Annotated in this window: 10 protein-coding genes; 5 read left to right on the top strand and 5 right to left on the bottom strand. The window is 68.0% G+C overall.

Annotated features, from left to right (window positions below):
* Nucleotides 1–156 precede the first annotated feature (156 nt).
* From ACLZOT_RS10425 to ACLZOT_RS10415, 3 genes are all read right to left on the bottom strand, one after another.
* A complete protein-coding gene (locus tag ACLZOT_RS10425; protein ID WP_416968502.1) occupies nt 157–570 on the bottom strand; it encodes a hypothetical protein in 414 nt (137 codons plus the stop codon).
* Nucleotides 571–779: 209 nt separating this feature from the next.
* Nucleotides 780–1,424 carry a hypothetical protein gene (locus ACLZOT_RS10420; RefSeq protein WP_416968501.1) on the bottom strand — a complete coding sequence of 215 codons (645 nt, stop codon included), beginning with the start codon at nt 1,422–1,424 and terminating at the stop codon, nt 780–782.
* Nucleotides 1,421–1,798 carry an ATP-binding protein gene (locus tag ACLZOT_RS10415; RefSeq protein WP_416968500.1) on the bottom strand — a complete coding sequence of 126 codons (378 nt, stop codon included), beginning with the start codon at nt 1,796–1,798 and terminating at the stop codon, nt 1,421–1,423. Before ACLZOT_RS10415 ends, ACLZOT_RS10420 begins: the two co-directional genes overlap by 4 nt.
* Before the next feature lie 281 nt (nt 1,799–2,079).
* Here ACLZOT_RS10415 and ACLZOT_RS10410 point away from each other — a divergent pair, with 281 nt between their 5' ends.
* The 3 genes from ACLZOT_RS10410 to ACLZOT_RS10400 all read left to right on the top strand — a co-directional run bounded on the left by ACLZOT_RS10410 (nt 2,080) and on the right by ACLZOT_RS10400 (nt 3,833).
* A complete protein-coding gene (locus tag ACLZOT_RS10410; protein ID WP_416968499.1) occupies nt 2,080–2,952 on the top strand; it encodes a helix-turn-helix domain-containing protein in 873 nt (290 codons plus the stop codon).
* Nucleotides 2,949–3,155, top strand: coding sequence for a DUF397 domain-containing protein (locus ACLZOT_RS10405; protein ID WP_416968498.1), 207 nt, complete (start codon nt 2,949–2,951; stop codon nt 3,153–3,155). The genes ACLZOT_RS10410 and ACLZOT_RS10405 overlap by 4 nt, the downstream gene beginning before the upstream one ends.
* 114 nt (nt 3,156–3,269) lie before the next feature.
* Nucleotides 3,270–3,833 carry a Uma2 family endonuclease gene (locus ACLZOT_RS10400; protein WP_416968497.1) on the top strand — a complete coding sequence of 188 codons (564 nt, stop codon included), beginning with the start codon at nt 3,270–3,272 and terminating at the stop codon, nt 3,831–3,833.
* A gap of 309 nt (nt 3,834–4,142) precedes the next feature.
* Here ACLZOT_RS10400 and ACLZOT_RS10395 read toward each other — a convergent pair whose 3' ends face one another.
* Both ACLZOT_RS10395 and ACLZOT_RS10390 read right to left on the bottom strand, forming a co-directional pair.
* On the bottom strand, nt 4,143–4,478 hold the full coding sequence (locus tag ACLZOT_RS10395; RefSeq protein ID WP_416968496.1) for a hypothetical protein: 336 nt from the start codon (nt 4,476–4,478) through the stop codon (nt 4,143–4,145).
* A gap of 4 nt (nt 4,479–4,482) precedes the next feature.
* Nucleotides 4,483–12,417, bottom strand: a complete 7,935-nt coding sequence (locus ACLZOT_RS10390; protein ID WP_416968495.1) for a polymorphic toxin-type HINT domain-containing protein — start codon at nt 12,415–12,417, stop codon at nt 4,483–4,485.
* A 104-nt stretch (nt 12,418–12,521) separates the two neighbouring features.
* Between ACLZOT_RS10390 and ACLZOT_RS10385 the strand changes: the two genes are divergently transcribed.
* Nucleotides 12,522–12,707 (top strand): hypothetical protein, encoded by a 186-nt coding sequence (locus tag ACLZOT_RS10385; protein WP_416968494.1) that lies wholly within the window; start codon nt 12,522–12,524, stop codon nt 12,705–12,707.
* Nucleotides 12,708–12,767: 60 nt separating this feature from the next.
* Complete coding sequence (locus ACLZOT_RS10380; protein WP_416968493.1) at nt 12,768–15,887, top strand: FG-GAP-like repeat-containing protein; 3,120 nt, start codon at nt 12,768–12,770, stop codon at nt 15,885–15,887.
* Nucleotides 15,888–15,956 lie beyond the last annotated feature (69 nt).

Genomic DNA, 15,956 nt, shown 5'->3' with positions numbered 1-15,956 from the left:
TGATGTTACCGGTAACATCGACGGCGTCAACAGGGTTTGTACGAGGGTTTGCGAAAGGGCTGGACAGAAGGGGTGGGGTGGCGGGGGTGGGCCTCACTCCGCCGGGGAGAAGGTGCCGGTGCGGCGTTCCGGCCGGCCGATGTTCAGGCGGTCGGTCTACGGGGGGAGGGTCGACCCCGGTAGGTGTACCCGGCGTGAGTACACCGGGGGCGTGTCGGCGGTGGGGGTCTCGTAGCACTCAAGTAGTAGTTCGCCACGGAGGTCGTCGAGTTCGTCCGGCGCCTCTGCCAGCAGCGCCGCCGCCCACGCTTCGAGCGTCGTGGTCGCCAGTGCGGTGTTCGGGACCTGGCCGAGGGGCCCGGAGTCCATCGGGCTCCACTGCGCGCCGCCGTCCTCCCGGAACGACAGCCGCCACCAATACCGTTGCCAGTAAGGCTTGTTCAACTCGGCCCAGCTTTCGATCGGCAGCGGTGCGGTCTCGTCGTACTTGCCGTGGACGACGCTCCGGTACTCGCCCTCGCCTGGGCGGCCGAACAGGGACCACGTGCCGGTCTGCGGGTCGATCCGCAACAGGCAGGGACGCCTGCCTTGAGGCGCTCGTTCGGGGAAATGACCTCTACGGCGAGTTCGACAGCATCGACGTCCAGGAGCCAGCCCTCGCCGTCGGGGAACGCGCGGGGGCCGATGGTGAGGTCGGGCGTCGCGTAGTCGTCTTCCTGATGATCTCCACACTCATGCTCGTGGCTCGCTCAATGTGTTTTTCACTGTACGACAGAGGCTTACGCCTCGTCGTTCTCTCGGCTGTCGACGATTCCCTTCAGGCCGACGACCTCGAAGGAATGGAGCCTGCGGACCATCTGCGACGCGAGATACCAGCGCAGGCAGGGGTGACCGTACGGGAGGGAGCCGATGTCGGCCGGGGCGGGGCGGACGCGGTGGCCGGCGTGTTCGTAGAGGGCGCCGACCACGCCGTGGAGGCGGGGCGCGGGGACCAGGAGGACGGTCGGGTCGCCGTGGAGGTACGGGCAGAGGGTGGCGGCGGTGCGGGCATGCCTGCGGCAGACCGGAGGTTGGGCGGTCAGGAGGGTGGTTTCGTTCGGGCGCAGTTCGCCGGGGGCGATGAGGAAGATGAATCCCCTTGCCGTGCGGGCCGGTTGGGCGCAGATTTGGCACAACAGGCGTTGCATGCACTCACGTTGGCGGGCCGGATGGACGTCGCGCCACCGGGGGTCGCCGGTGGGGAGGCCGTCAGGTCCGCGTTTCTGCGGGCAGCGGGCCCAGAGGGCGTCGTGCAGGTCGCGGTCCTCGGGGAGTTCGGTTCGGTAGCCGAGCCGGGGACGGCCGTCCGGTGCCCAACTTCCGTGCAGCGCCTTGTTCTTGACGGGTTCCTCGCCCGCACGGCACGTGATGTACGGGACGATCACACCGGGCCCCTTCCAGCGTCCAGGAGACGCAGCCCGCAGCACACGTCCTTGCCCGTCGCCGTCAACTCCGCCCGCCACCAGTCCGTCAACGCGGCGACGAGCAGCATGCCCCGGCCGGACTGCGCCTCCCAGTCCGGCTCCTTCACGACGGGCAGGACACGGGAGCGGTCGCTGACAGTGATACGCAACTCGTGCGCGCAGGCCCGCAGCACGAGGAGGGCGAGGCCGCCGGCGTATCGATGGATGCTGGTCAGCAGCTCGGTGACGACCTCCAGCGCGTCGTCCAGGACGGCGTCAAGTCCCCACGCTCGAACGTGGGTTCCGACGACGCGGCGAACCCAGCGGAGTTCCTCCGGCTCGACAAGCAGGGGCAATCGAAACTCGTGGTGCACCTGTTGGACATGTTGCGGCATGCCGCCTCCAGTTGGGCATTGGGCAGCCAAGATCACGCCAGGTGAGGGCAGTTGAGGCTGCCGAGCGCGGCTGGGCTGCTGCGGCACCAGAGTGGGGTAGCTCGAAGCCGTCACGCAACATACTTAGTGGAATAAGTCCCAACGAGTGAAGTCTCATGGGACTCTGTCATATGCCACGACGAGGGAAAGCCTCCCTCCAGCTCACGCCGTACGACAGACTTGGTCCCGATCAAGGAGGGGATGTGGCAAGTCGGCAAGGTCCAACGCTCAGGCAGCGCAAGCTCGGAGCCGATCTCAAGCGGCTGCGCGAGGCAGCGGGCATCGGCCAGAAGGAGGCCGCCGCCGAACTCGACGCCCAGCAGAGCAAGATGTCCAAGATCGAGACCGGCAGGCTTCGCCTTCGCCGGCTGGAGCTTCAGGCGCTGCTCGATCTGTATGGGGTGAAGGACGAGCGAGTCCGCACGGAACTGATCACGCTGTTGCGGGAGAGCGGACAACGGCAGTACTTCCCCGAGTACAACCTCGGCGTGAACCTGCGCGAGATCGTGGAGCTGGAAGCCGAGTGCACGCGCATTGAGGCGTTCTCCGCCATGCACCTGACGGGGCTGCTCCAGATACCGGAATACGCGCACGCCATGATCTACGGGTTTGATCCTTGGCGCACGCAGGAGGATGTGCAGCACTACGTCGACCTCCGGATGGCCCGGCAGAAGATCTTCAAGCAAGAGAGGCCGCCACAGGTGGTGTGCGTCCTCGACGAAGGCGCTATTCGCAGGCCGGTGGGCGGCCCCGCTGTCATGAGGAAGCAGCTCGGCCATCTGCTTGAGCTGACCAACGAGTCCTACCTGACCATCCAAGTCGTCCCGTTCGAGCAGGCGGTCTATGCCGGACTCCACGGAGCCTTCCGGACGATCATCAACGATGACGCCACCACCCTCGACGTCGTGGAGGTCAGCACCAGAGCCAAGGCGCTGTACATGCAGGACGCCGCCGATGTGGAGGTCTACCGGAAGCTCTTTGACGAGATTCGAGCGTCCGCCCTATCGTCACGACAGACCGCCGACTTGATCAGGCGCGTGATGAAGGACTTCGAGGGAGCTGACGAGAGCCGATGATGCGCAAGGACCTCCCGGCAGGTGGCTGGACGAAGAGCAGCTACAGCGACGGAGCCGATGCCGACTGCGTCGAGTACCTCCCCCTGCCCGCCGGCGAGGTCGCGGTCCGCGACTCGAAGGCCCCCACCCACGGGGCCTTCGTCTTCCCCGTCCCCTCCTGGCTGGCCTTCGTGAACGCCGTCAAGTCGGAGCACGTCCGGTAACTCGCCTGCACCGACGAACCCGGTGTCGCCAAGTGAAGACGTCCGTATGCTGGCCGTATACCGCCTGTCGGGGTCACACCCAAGACTGCCGGTCGGACGAGGAGGTGAAAGGGAATGAGCGTTGCCATCGACCACACCGGGCCCTGGACCGTCGCCGACGTCCTGGCCCTGCCTGAAGATCGCACCGTCCGTTACGAGCTACTGGGGGAATCCCTCGTGATGTCCCCCGCGCCCGGCGTCCGCCACCAGCGGGCCTCGTTCCGTCTCCACGTCGCTCTCGACACGGCTGCCAGGGCCGTCGGCGCACCAGTAGAGATCTTGGAAGGCGTCAACGTCGTCCTGCCGTCCGGATTGGTCGTACCCGACCTGGTCGTAGCCGACGCGGGCGCGACCGCCGACGACCCCGTCACCGTCGACGTCGACGCGGTCCAGCTCGTCGTCGAACTCGTCTCCCCCGGCAATCGCACCATGGACCGCAAGATCAAGCCCATGCTGTACGCGGAGGCCGCAATCCCGCACTTCTGGCGTCTGGAACTCGACCCGGCGCCGATGCTCGCGGTTTACGAGCTGGAAGGCGGTCGGTACACGGAGCGGACGACGGCCCTCGCAGGTGCAACAACTCACCTGGACACTCCGTTCCCCATCGAGATCGACCCGGCCACGCTCTCCCGGCAGTAGACCCGAGGTCGTCGCGACCTCGGGTACGAGCCAGCAGTACCGATTTGAAGTAGTTCAACTCGTCGTCACGCACCGCGTGTTCGACACGTATCCGCTGACGGGAGCAGTCCGGAGGCGGCATGGACCCATAGCGTACGAGGAGTTCCGGTTGCCTTTGTTCATGTTCTGGAGAGGCAAGGTTGTCGGGGGCGAGGACAGCCAGGCTGCTGCCTGCGGTCGAGCCGCTAGGTTCACTACCGCCAGACAGCCCAACACACCAGAGGTCCCACCGAATCGAAACCAGTGAGACCCCTGAAGGCCCCCGTACAACTATTCTTGTGACGCAACACCAAGGAAATACTCAGCGGCACGCTGCAACGCTATTTCCAATGCCGCCAGCCCCTCACTCTTGCACCATTCAGCAGAGCCTTCCTCGCATGCCTGCCACGCCCGAATATAAGCTTCCTCTACATCAGTTACACCGAACATCAACTCGTCGAGGAATTCGCCCGATACCTGACTCTTCGCGCCCGGGTAAAGGATCCGATCATCCATTTCCGCCCTGGCCACCAAAACCTCTCCGACACGCCGAAGATGGATCGCACCAACGTTTGCGCTGAGCATTATTTCGGCCAGAACCTGGAGAGCTGGGTCGGGAGTATACATGCAGCTAAGACCTCCTCCCATTCCTAATCTCGGCCCGCATTTCCCGGAACGCTGCGACCGCATCCGCGCGGGCGACTCCTCCCGCCTGCAGAATTCCCACGCAGTACGTAACGCAATTGTTGCGAGAACCATAGGGGCCGAGGTTGACGCCGATTGATCCTTGCGCCGCTTCGTATGCGGCCTCCGCGTCTGGCAGCTCAAAAGTCCACTGCAAGGTACCTGGTCCCATATCTTCTACGAATGCTTCACCCCCCTCATTGGGCAAGCCCGCATAATTGCCGCGCGTTTGAGGAATCCCCTGAGGCATAGCTTCCGTTACACTCGACCGCCCATCAGCCATGGTTACCGCAATGATGGCATGGCCTTCTGCTCCCTGCTCGGGATCGTAGTGAACAGTCGCAGTGCCGCCACAGTTGTGAACAAGGACCGGGGCCGAACCTGCCACCACGTAGTACGTGTGAGCGTCACCGACGGTCAGGTTGTGGACCGTCACTCCCGGGCTGGTCCTCCGCTCCACAGTTGAGACCTGGACGAGCGTGCCTGCACTGGTGCGCAGCCACTGCCCTGCCCTCAGGGCGGTGGCGTCGATCCACTCCCGCAGGTCGGGTACCCAGAAGGGGTGTCCGTCGGTAGCGGTGACCGAGGCCGACTTGGTGCCCTTATCACCGTCGACATCGATCGTGACCTTGACGAGGTGCTTGAGACCCTCGCCCTTGATCTCGGCGGTGACCGTCTCGACCCGGGTCTCGCCGGTCTTCGGGTCGGTGGCAATGACCTTGTCGCCGGCCTTGACCTTCTCGATCGGCTTCGTCGAACCGTCGGACATGAGGACCTTGGTGCCGGGGACAAAGCTATTGCTGACCGAGCAGGAACCGCCTCCGCCTTCGGCCTTGCCGGAGCCTCCGCTCCCGCTCGACCCGCCGCTTCCCCGGGACGATCCCCCGGAGTTGCCGCCCGGTTTGGAGCCGCCGCTCTTGCCGGAACCCCCACCCCCGGACGCCTTCGCCGTAGAGACCTTCGGAGCCGCCTTCGCCTGGGCCTGCTTCTGCGCCCCGTTCCCGGTCTTCTTCGCCCTCGCAGCAGCCGCGTCGGCCGTCCGTTTCGCCTGTTCCGCCGCCTTCTTCTTCGCCCGTTGCGCGGCTTCGCGTTTCGCCTTCTCGATCGCCGCCTTCTTGGCGTTCAGAGCGGCCGTTTCCGCGGCCTTGGCCGCCTTCAGGACCAGCTCGGCAGCCTTCTTCGCCGCCTTGAACGACTCGATCGCACTGATCGTCCGCTTGACGGCCTTCAGCACCGACGGGATCTTCCCGAACTTCGTCCACGGGATCGCGTCCACGATCAGCCCCGCGCAGGACCACATGTCCCCGCCGAAGCAGGCCATCGCGTCGTTGATGCCGATGAAGTCCTTCAGCGTCTCCCACGCCACCGCCAGGATCACCGACGTCAGGGACTTGCCCATCATCGCCTGCGCCTGTGCGACCTGCGCCGCCGACAACCCCGCCCCCGCCAGCGCAGCGGCCCGCTCCGACGCCGTCAGGCTGATCGACAACCCCGTCGGGTCCGACATGGTCACCGGGTTGTTGTGCGCGTACGAGTACCCGTTGGACTGCAACACGTCGTTGAGGTCCAGAACCGGGTCCGCGGAGAGGAAGCGGCCCACGACAGGGTCGTACAGACGCGCACCCAACGGCTGGAACCCGGACGCATCGTCCCGGTTCGCCCCCAGGAACCCCTTGTTGGACTGGAAGTCGACCCCCACCGTGCCGGTTCCGCGCTGATTGCCGAAGGGATCCTGCTTGCGTACACGCACCGGCATCGAGCCGTCGAGACCCACCTCGACGTACGTACTGCCCTGGTGGTCTCCGGCGAGCGCGACGAGGTACTCCGTGCTCGACCCCTGCGCGTACCGCATCACCGCCCCACCCGGCGCCGAGTACGTCCGCTGCGTGTTGACCAGCGCACCACCCGCCGCGACCGTGACCTCCGTGTCGCCGAGGTACAGCGTCGCCTGCTTGCCCTTGACGGCGAGGAGCTGCGAGCCGTCGGGCCCGTACACGTACCGCGTGTCGTCCTGCGCCGCCCACTGCTGCTCGGCACGGGACGCGTCACACGCAGCCAGCACGATCAGCGCCGAGTTCGTCGACGACGCGTCCTTCACCGCGAAGCACAACCCCGAGGCCACGTGGACGAGTTGGCCGGCGGTGGTCCGCTTGACCTCCTGACCGGCGGCCCCGGTCACGCACTTCTGGAGCTGGACCGCAGACCCCGCCGTACTGCCGGCAGGCTGAGCGCACCAGTCGTCGTAGATCCTGAACGTCCCCCGGTTCGGGTCCGTCTGTCCGGGAGAAACCAAGAAACTCCACCGCTGGGCCGGCGTCCCGTTGCAGGAGTAGAGCTGGATCGGCTGACCGGCGGTCGTGACGCTGCTCTTGAGGTCGACGCACTTGTCCGCGAGACCCACATAAGGCGTGCGACCGCGCGTCCCCGCACCCGTGATCCGCTCGACCTTGCCGTCGTACGTCCAGGACAGGTTCTGCTTGTCGCCGTTCTGGACGGACGTGATCGACTTGGTCTCGCCGGTGAGTTCGTACAGGCGTTCCGCCTCGGCCGTGACCTCCGGCCCACCGGCAGCGGCCCGGTACTTCTTCGAGACCTTCGTGAGCGTGTGCGGCTGGCTGCCGTCCGCCTTGCCGTAGGTGTACGACGTGACCGCGTCCAGCTCCGCCGAACCGGCGAGGTTCTTCTCCGTCAGCTTCGTGCGGTTGCCGACGAGGTCGTACTCGTACTCCTGCCAGTAGCCCGAACTGTCCGCGCCGGCCGAGACGTTCAGGGAACCGTCGGACTTCTTCGGGCCGACGCAGGACGTCTGGTCCGACGATGTCCACGCCGTCTTCAGCTGGCCCAGCGGGTCGTAAGTGAAGCACTGCCGCTCGGCGGCCTTGCCCTCGGCGTTCTCGCGGATGGAGGTGACGTTGCCGGAGGGGTCGTAGGCGTAGGTTCGGCGGGAGACAAGGGTGTTGGGGACGACCGCCTTGTCGGCGGTCCCCTCGCGGTGGACCGACTGCTCGGTGAGTTCGCCGCTGGACTCGTCGTACAGGGCGCTGGTCCAGACGCGGTACGGCTGAGCGCCGAGCGTGGAGCGCAGGACCTGGCCGTGGACGTCGTAGACGGTTTCCGCGCCGTACCAGTCCTTGCCGCTGATGGAGAGCGGCTTGCCGTCCTTGTTGTAGCGGACGACCAGGTTCTCGGCGTCGAAGCGGCCGGCCTTGGGGAGGGTCGCCTCCTGGAGGCTGCCGGTGTCGGTGTAGGAGTAGCCGTACTTGTACGTGGTGTCGAGGCCCCAGGCGTCCTTGAGGGACTGGGGCAGCACCAACGTCGTGGACGTCGGCTGGTAGTCCTTGGTGTAGCCGTCGACCTTCTGTGTGTACGCCTCACCGGCGGTGTAGCGGGTCGCGCTGTACGGCATCCCCTTGCCGCCGGGTGCCTTGTCGTAGTCGAAGGACGCCAGCAGGGTGCCCTTGTCGTCGTTCAGGCGCTGCTCGGTGGGGCGGGAGAGGGCGTCGTAGCCGTTCCAGACCGTGGCCCGCTGGGTGATGGTCTTCAGCGGGCGGTCGCGGTGGTCGTACTCGGTGCGCGTGGTGCCCGTGTCGGGGTCCGTCGCCGTGATCTGGCGGCCCCGGTGGTCGTAGGTCCAGCTCCACGGGCTGTCCTTCTGGGCCGAGTTGACGGCATTGGTGAGGCGGCCGTGGCGGTCGTAGGTGTACGTCGTGGACGTGAAGCCGTTCGGGGCCTGGGGGTTGAAGGTGTCGAGGCGGGCGGTGCGGCCGAGGGCGTCGGTGAAGACGCGGTAGGAGGAGGTGCCGGCCGGGTTGATGACCTCGGACCAGTCCTGGCCGTACTTGTAGCGGGTGGCCCGTTCCTCGACCGGCTTCGAGGTGGCCTCGCCGGACTGCGAGTCCTTGACCTTCAGGACCGGGGTCTCGGCGAGGACGCGGCCGAGGCCGTCGTAGGTGTAGCGGGTGATGTTGGGTACGACGGTGTCGGCGAGCGGGGAGAAGAGTTCGCCGAACTTCGCGTCGAGGGTGAAGTAGGCGTTGTTGGTCTGCCAGATCTCGCCGGAGCTGTTGTAGAGGGTGTCGGTGACCAAGTGGCCGCCACCGTCGGCCTCTTCCTGCGTCTGGCGCTCACGGCCGAGGCCGTCGTAGAGAGTTACGGAGGTCTCGATCCGGTTCTCGTGGCCGCGCGCGTACGTCGTGACGTACGGCGGTTTGACCTCCTCCCGCGTCGCGTTGTGCGCCGGGATCGTGTAGACGGCCTTGAAGTCCGGTACGGCCGAGGCGGACGGGGTGCGGCCCGCGCCCCATGCCTCGACGAGGCGGCCGAGCGCGTCGTACTTCGCCTCGCTGGTATGGCCGTTGGCGTCGGTGGTCTTCAGCGAGGTGCCCCGGCCGGGCTCCAGTTCCTGGATCTGGGTGTGGCCGGCCGCGTTGGTCTCGGTGACCTTGAAGACCTGGCCGGTGGGCGGGTCGTAGGCGATCGTGCCCGCGTTGCCGTCCGGGTCGGTCTGCTTGACGACACGGCCGGTCGCGTCGAACTCCGAGCGGCCGTTCGGCTGGAAGCCGGTGCCGTCGCCCTTGAGGGACCAGGTCTGCGACGCCTCGCCGAGGGTGCCGGCGAGGAGGGCGGCGCCGTACGACTGGCCGTCGTAGGCGGTGCGGGTGGCGCCGCTCAGGGTGGACAGGTCCGTGAAGTCCGCTGCCGCGCAGGTGGTCGGGGAGACCAGGACCTGCTTGGTCAGGCCGATCAGGTTCTTGCCGGTCTGGTGGAGGTATTCGAGGCGCGTGCAGGACTCGTCGTCGCGCTTGCCGGTGTCACCGAGCGACTCGACCTGGGTGGGGAGGCCGTGCACCGGTTCGTACGTCGTCGTGGACTTGACGGTCCGCAGGGTGCGGGTGTCGTCGCCGGTGCCGGAGGAGCGGGTGTACGCGACCTCCTCGGGCTCGGTGACCCGCCAGGCGCGTAGGGGGGTGAGGCCGTCGTCCCGGGTGCGGGTCGCGAGGGCGGTCGCCTCGGGGACGGTGACGGAGCGCGAGAGCCAGTCCGTGTCCGCGTCGGTGGCCTCGGAGTACGTCAGTTCCTCGGCGATGCGGCCCGCGAACGGCTCGCGGTCCTTGGCGATCTCCGTGCCGGTGATGTCCTTCACCGGGACGTCGTCGCCCAGGCCCCGGAAGAAGCGGGTGACCGCCTTGGAGCGCTTGCTGCCGATGGACGGCTCGTCGCTGCCGGTGAGGACGGTGGTCTGCTCGAAGCCCGCGAACTGGGAGTACGTGCGGGTGGCTTTCTTCGTGAACTCGGCCTCGGCGAGCCGCCAACCCGCGTTCTTGTACTGGTAGGCCGTCTGCGTGGAGAACGCGCCGTCGACGTTGGGGAGTTCCTCGACGGTGTCCACGACGTACTTGTGGAACCAGTCGATGTCCTCGACCTCGGGGTCCGGGTGCCAGTAAGTCGGGTAGCACAGGCGAGTGTTGGCCTTCAGCGCCGCCTTGTCGTTCTTGCCGGGGAGGCCGGAGCCGGTGACGCAGTCGCCGGTGGGCTTCTTGTAGGTGACGACGGTCTCGCCGCCGTACTCGTTGATGACGCGGCCGATCCGCAGGCGGGAGAAGCCGGGGCGCGCGTCACTCTTGACGCGGTTCGGCATGTCCTCGGCGTTGGACTCGAAGCGCACCGCGTTCAGGGTGGTGCTCGCGCCGCCCCGCTCGTAGCCGGTGCGCTGGACGGACTCCAGCCACAGGGCCGTGTTCGGACCCGTCTTCAGGACCGGGAAGTCGTGGCTGAGGGTGTACTTGTCGACGGGCTGGCGGGCCGTGGAACCGGCGACGCGCTGCGTCTCGGTGCTGACCGACGTCAGGCGCTTGCGGGTCCAGAAGGACGGGCCGGCGTTCCAGCACTTCTTTCCGGAGGCGGCGCAGCGCAGGTCGGCCGGGGTGTCGTACCAGATGCGGTACTTGCCGGGGTCCTTGTCGGCGAAGTCGGCATCCGAGCAGACGCCGTCCTTCGGCAGGCAGCGTTCCGCGACGGAGAAGGTGACGCGGGAGGTCGCGGGGGTGTCCAGGACACCGCCGTCGGCGTCCTTGCGCTGGCCGTAGTCGATGTGGTCGAGCCAGCCGCCTCGGTCGTACTTGACGGGGGCCTTGAAGTTGAAGTTGCGGGCGTAGTAGTTCTCCTCCTTCTGCCACCACAGGGACATGGCGTTGCCGTGGAGGTCCTCGACGTAGTCCAGGTTCCAGCGCCAGCCCTGCGTGCAGGCGGAGTTCTTCCACTCGGACTGGTAGCAGTCCTCACCGCTGTGGTTGCCGTACACCGGGACCGTCAGCACCGAGTCCGTGACCGGCTTACCGCTCGACCAGCCGGGGAGCTTGTGCTTGCCGAAGTGGTACTTCGTGCCGTCGCGGGTGGTGACGATCCAGTACTCGCCCTTGTAGGCGCCGTTGCCGCTGGAGTCGTCCGTGATGCGCTGGACGACGGCGCCGTCGCCGTTGGCGGTCGTCCACTTGCCGTCCGCCCACACCAACTCGGTGGTCGTGCCGCCCAGGGAGAGGGTGGCGTTGTCCGAACCCCAGCAGAGGTCCGAGGTGCGGTGGGTCTTGTTGTTCGAGTTCTCCTTCTTGGAGTCCTCGCGGCAGGTGGCGTAACTGCGGGTGATGGAGCCGGGGTTGTAGTCCCAGCCGTCGCCGATCCAGGACGCCTGGTTGTTGGTGGCCGAGGTGCGGCCGTCCACCGTCTGGGAGGAGTAGCCGAAGCTGACCTTCGGGGTGAGGCCGCCGGCCGACTCCGGGACCTGGAGCTGGTAGCCGTAGGTGAAGGCGCCGGAGGAGGAGCCCGCCGACCAGGAGCCGGAGGAGAGCAGCGGGGTGGCGGAGAAGTCGCCGGAGGCGGAGGAGCCGGTGTCGAGGGCGCCGACGACTCGGGGGGCTGAGGCGTCTACGGCGGGGAGGACGGTGGTGGAGGCGGGGGTGATCGTCGCGGCGGGGCGGGGTGCGGTCGCGGGTGTGTACGTGACGGCCGCGCCGGCGGTGCCTGCGAGGGCGCGGGAGGTGTACGCGGGAGCCGTACCGGCGGCGGCCGAGGCGCCGGAGCCGTACGAGTCAGCCGCACCGGCGGTGCGCACCGACGCGCCGGTCGTGGTCGAGGGCGCCGCGCCCGTCAGCAGGTCGGCGACCGGGACCGAGCCCGTCAGGATCGTGCGGGTCTTCTCCTGCCGAGCGGCGGTGATCCTGGCGGGCGCCTCCGCCGCCGGGACCTCCTCGACCGCGCTGGACAGCCGCTCGGGCTCCGCCTCCGTCGTACCGGACATGGTCGTGACGCCGGTCTCGGCCGCGCAGTCGCCGGTGCCGGGGGCGTCCAGGACGCAGTCCGGGAGGAGGGTGAGGCCGAAGCGGTCGGCGGCCTGGGGGCCGTACAGGTCGGCGAAGGCGGTGGTGTCGACGGCGAGGGCGACCTGGGCGGCGGGGTCGGCGGTGGCGGGCGGGGTGATCCGCATGATCAGCCCTGAGACGCCGGCGTCCTGGGACGTGGCCGGTGAGGCGAGGTCGACCTTCCAGGCACCGGCGAGCGCCGCCGGGTCACCGCCCTCGGGGACCCCGACCGCGATCGGGAGGTCCTCGACGGGGACCGTGGTGCCGGGGGTGGTGCCCGTGGTCAGGGTCGCGGTGCCGCTGTCCTCGGTCCACGGGGTGACGGCGGTCGGCACGTACGGCTCGACCGGGACCTCGGGCGCGGTGGTGAGGTTCTTCTCCGCCTCCTCGTCGCCGTCGAGGGAATCCGTCTCCGGCAGCTTCGGCAGCTCGATCGCCCTGGTCATGCCGGGCGCCGGCACCGACCACGCCTCGGAGTTGAGGCTCGTCACGGTCAGGACCGAGGACAGCAGCAGGACGGTCGCCACTTGAGCGCGGCGCCGTCTTGGACCTTGAGAACGCAATCGCACACGCATACGCGTCGACCCCACCCAGGCGATGCAGACAACAGAGCTGATCAGGACTTTCTGGCATGAGCACCGCAGAGTTCAAGTCCCTTGAAGTGGAGCAAGACCTCTCGCTTGAGACTTACGTCACAGGTGAATACGTCACCGGGCGTAGCGAATCGGACACGAAACTCCGCAGTAAAGCCCCCGCCAAGCCATCACCAAGCGTTCGTCACGGATTGATAAATCTTTACTTCATGGACGAACGGTGAGAACCGTGTGATCGTGTCGGCGCTCTGTCTTCATTCGCCCTGGTTCACACGGGAGTGGTCGTGCGTACACGCACCTGGCTGACCCTCGCCATCGGCCTGGTCCTGGCCGCCCTGACTGTCGCCCTGCTGCCCTGGTGGGATCCTGACGATCCGCCAACTCCGGCCGCCCGGGGGCCCGTCGACGCCCGCAAGGCCGAGGTCGGCCCGCGTGACGAGGCCGCGGCCGTCGCCGAGTCCCGGCGTACCGGCAAGGCGGTGGCCGTCGACACGGCGACCACCGCCACCGAGCTGACGTGGGCCCTGCCCGACGGCCGGATGCGCACGGAGATCGCGGCGCTCCCCCGGCGTGCGAAGAACGCCGAGGGGCGTTGGGCGCCGGTCGACAACCGGCTCCGGCGTACCGAGGACGGCATACGTCCCGCCAACCCGGTGGTGCCGCTGCGGTTCTCCGCCGGGACGCGGCAGGACAGGGCGGACCGGTCGTACGCCCGACGTCCCCTGACGGCCGGTCAGGACACCGCCACGGAGACCGTGCTGGCGCAGACCGTCATCGGCGGTCACGCCATCTCCTACACCTGGCCCGGCGAGTTGCCCGAGCCGGTGCTGAGCGGTCAGCGCGCGCTCTACTCCGAGGTGCTGCCCGGCGTCGACCTCCTGATGGTCGCCCGCGCGGAGGGCGGTTTCGCCCAGCTCCTCATCGTCAAGACCCGTGAGGCGGCGGCGAATCCGGCGCTGGCGTCGCTGTCGTACGGGCTGAAGTCGTCCACAGCCGTCTTCCGGTCCGATACGTCGGCGCGGCGCATGCTGATCACGGACGCCTCCGGCGCGGAGGTCGGGTCCGTGCCGACGCCGTTCGCGTGGGACTCCAGCGGACGCGACCCGGAGCTGCCGGAGGACCCGGACGTGCCGGGCGATTCCGTCGCGACGCCGGAGGAAGTGCTGGCCCTGTCCGGGCTGAACGGCATCGAGCCGGGCTCACGGCAGGCACCGGCGCCCATGGCGCTGACCGGGGAGGGTACGGGGACGGCGCGGCTTGAGGTGAAGGCCGGTGCGACCGGGCTGCTCAGTGATCCCGAGGCCCGCTTCCCGGTGTTCGTCGACCCGACGATCCACCCGGGCACGTCGGGTTGGACCGTGGCCTACCAGCCGCACCCCAACGCCAGCTTCTGGAACGGCGTCAACTACAACGACGGCACGCCCGAGGCACGGGTGGGTCACGAGAACGACACCGGCGGCACCGCCCGTTCCTTCTGGCGGATGAACTACAGCAGCTCGCTGAAGGGCGCGACGATCAGCAAGGCGTCCTTCAAAGTGCTCAACAACCACTCCTGGTCGTGCGAGAAGCGGGAGTTCCAGCTCTGGCTGACGGGCGCGATCTCGTCGGGCACGACGTGGAAGAAGCAGCCCGGCTGGACCACCGAGATCGACCGGCTGTCGTTCGCGCACGGCTGGAAGGCCGGCAACTGCCCCGACGACTACGAGGAGTTCGACATCAAGGCCGCCGCGCAGAAGGGTGCGGACGCCGGCTGGTCCAGCCTCACCCTCGGGATGCGCGCGACCAGCGAGCGCGACACCCAGACCTGGCGCAAGTTCCAGGCGGCCACGGCTCAGCTGACCGTCGAGTACAACCGCCCGCCGGCCACTCCCAGCGGCGTGACCAGCGCCCCCGGCGGCACCTGCAACACCGCCACGGCCGGTGCGACGATCGGCAAGACCAACGTGGTCCTGTCCGCCAAGTCCACCGACCCCGACGGCAACCTCAAGGGGCTGCGCTTCCGGATGTGGAAGTCCGGCGCCGCCGTCCCGGCGGGGACCCTCGTCACCAGCCTGTCCAGCGGCAAGGCGTCGATCACCATCGCCGCGGCCAACCTCGCGGACAAGGGCGTCTACTACTGGGACGTCCGTGCCGAGGACTCCGGCGGGCGGGTGTCCGCGTACTACCCGACCAGCGGCAACCGGTGCACGGTCACCATCGACGCGTCGGCCCCGCCGCCGCCCACGGTCGACAGCGAGACGTTCCCCGAGCTCACCAGCGACGGGCAGACCTGGGCGACGGTCGAGTTCGGCGGCACGGGAGCCGTCACCTTCACCTCGCCGGGCGCGGCCAAGTTCCGGTACGGCATCGAGGGGCTGTGGTGGAAGACCGTGGACGCGGTCGGCGGCTCGTTCACCGACAGCGCGCTGAAACCCCAGCACACCGGGCCCAACTGGCTGAACGTGTACGCCCTCGACGCGGCGGGCAACCAGAGCGCGGTCACCAACCACGGTTTCTACGTCCCGCCCAGCGGTTCGGGTGACCATCCCGGTGACGTCAGCGGCGACGAGTTCCCCGACATCCTCCAGGTGAACGGCAACGGCCAGCTCTTCACCTGCGTCGGTCTGCCGGCCGGTGAACTCCAGGGCTGCATGCCCGCCTCGTACACCACCGGCGGAGCGCTGCACCCCGCCGGACACTGGTACGACGCGGCGAGCAACAAGGCCGCGCTGATCACCCACTTCTCCGACGCCTACCCCGGCGACGGCATCACCGACCTCTTCGCGGTCTCCCCCGACGGAACCTTCTGGCTCTACCCCGGAGACGGGTACGGGAGTTTCGACGTCGACCAGCGCATCCGGATCATCCTGCCGCCGGACGCCCCCGCGCCCTCTGCCTGGACCCAGATCAGGGCCGTCGGCGACATCACCGGCGACCGGCTGCCCGATCTCTTCCTGCGCTCCGGCGGCTCCTTCTGGGTCCTCTCCGGATACACCGGCGGGAAGTTCCAGGCGGCCACGATGATGAACCCCGACGCCTGGGCCCGCCGTGACATCGTCAACGTCGCCGACGTCAACGGCGACAAGACGCCCGACATGCTGTGGCGCAACCTCGACAACGGCACCATGTACGTCCGCCACGGCAAACCCGGTTCCGTCACCGGCAGCGTCGACCTCGAATCCCTGAAACTCGGCTCCAGCTCCCAGAGCGGCCAGGACGTCGCGTACGGCACCGGCTGGGCCGAGACCGCGGTCTCCACCGCCCTCGGCATCCCCGACATCAGCGGCGACGGCGTCCCCGACATCTGGGCGCGCTCCGCTACGGACGGCCAGATCCGCCTCTACAACCCGAGCCGCACGAACACGAACGCGGCGGTGAAGGTCGTGCTGTCGGCGGACTGGAGGTCGGTCAAGTCTCTGGGCTGACTCCCGTACGAGAAGGGGCCACCCGGGCGGATTCCCGGGTGGCCCCTTACGTGGTCGTGGAGGGAGGTC

Origin of the sequence: Streptomyces sp. 4F14, assembly GCF_048159485.1 — a bacterium.
Lineage (GTDB): Bacteria > Actinomycetota > Actinomycetes > Streptomycetales > Streptomycetaceae > Streptomyces.
Note: the sequence above shows the minus strand (reverse complement) of the source record. Positions and strands in the feature narration are given on the sequence as shown.

Bases quoted from the DNA above. Each gene is read 5' to 3' on its own strand.
- ACLZOT_RS10400 (WP_416968497.1), top strand. From the start codon at position 3,270: ATGAGCGTTGCCATCGACCACACCGGGCCCTGGACCGTCGCCGACGTC.
- ACLZOT_RS10405 (WP_416968498.1), top strand. From the start codon at position 2,949: ATGATGCGCAAGGACCTCCCGGCAGGTGGCTGGACGAAGAGCAGCTAC.
- ACLZOT_RS10385 (WP_416968494.1), top strand. From the start codon at position 12,522: ATGAGCACCGCAGAGTTCAAGTCCCTTGAAGTGGAGCAAGACCTCTCG.
- ACLZOT_RS10395 (WP_416968496.1), bottom strand. From the start codon at position 4,478: ATGTATACTCCCGACCCAGCTCTCCAGGTTCTGGCCGAAATAATGCTC.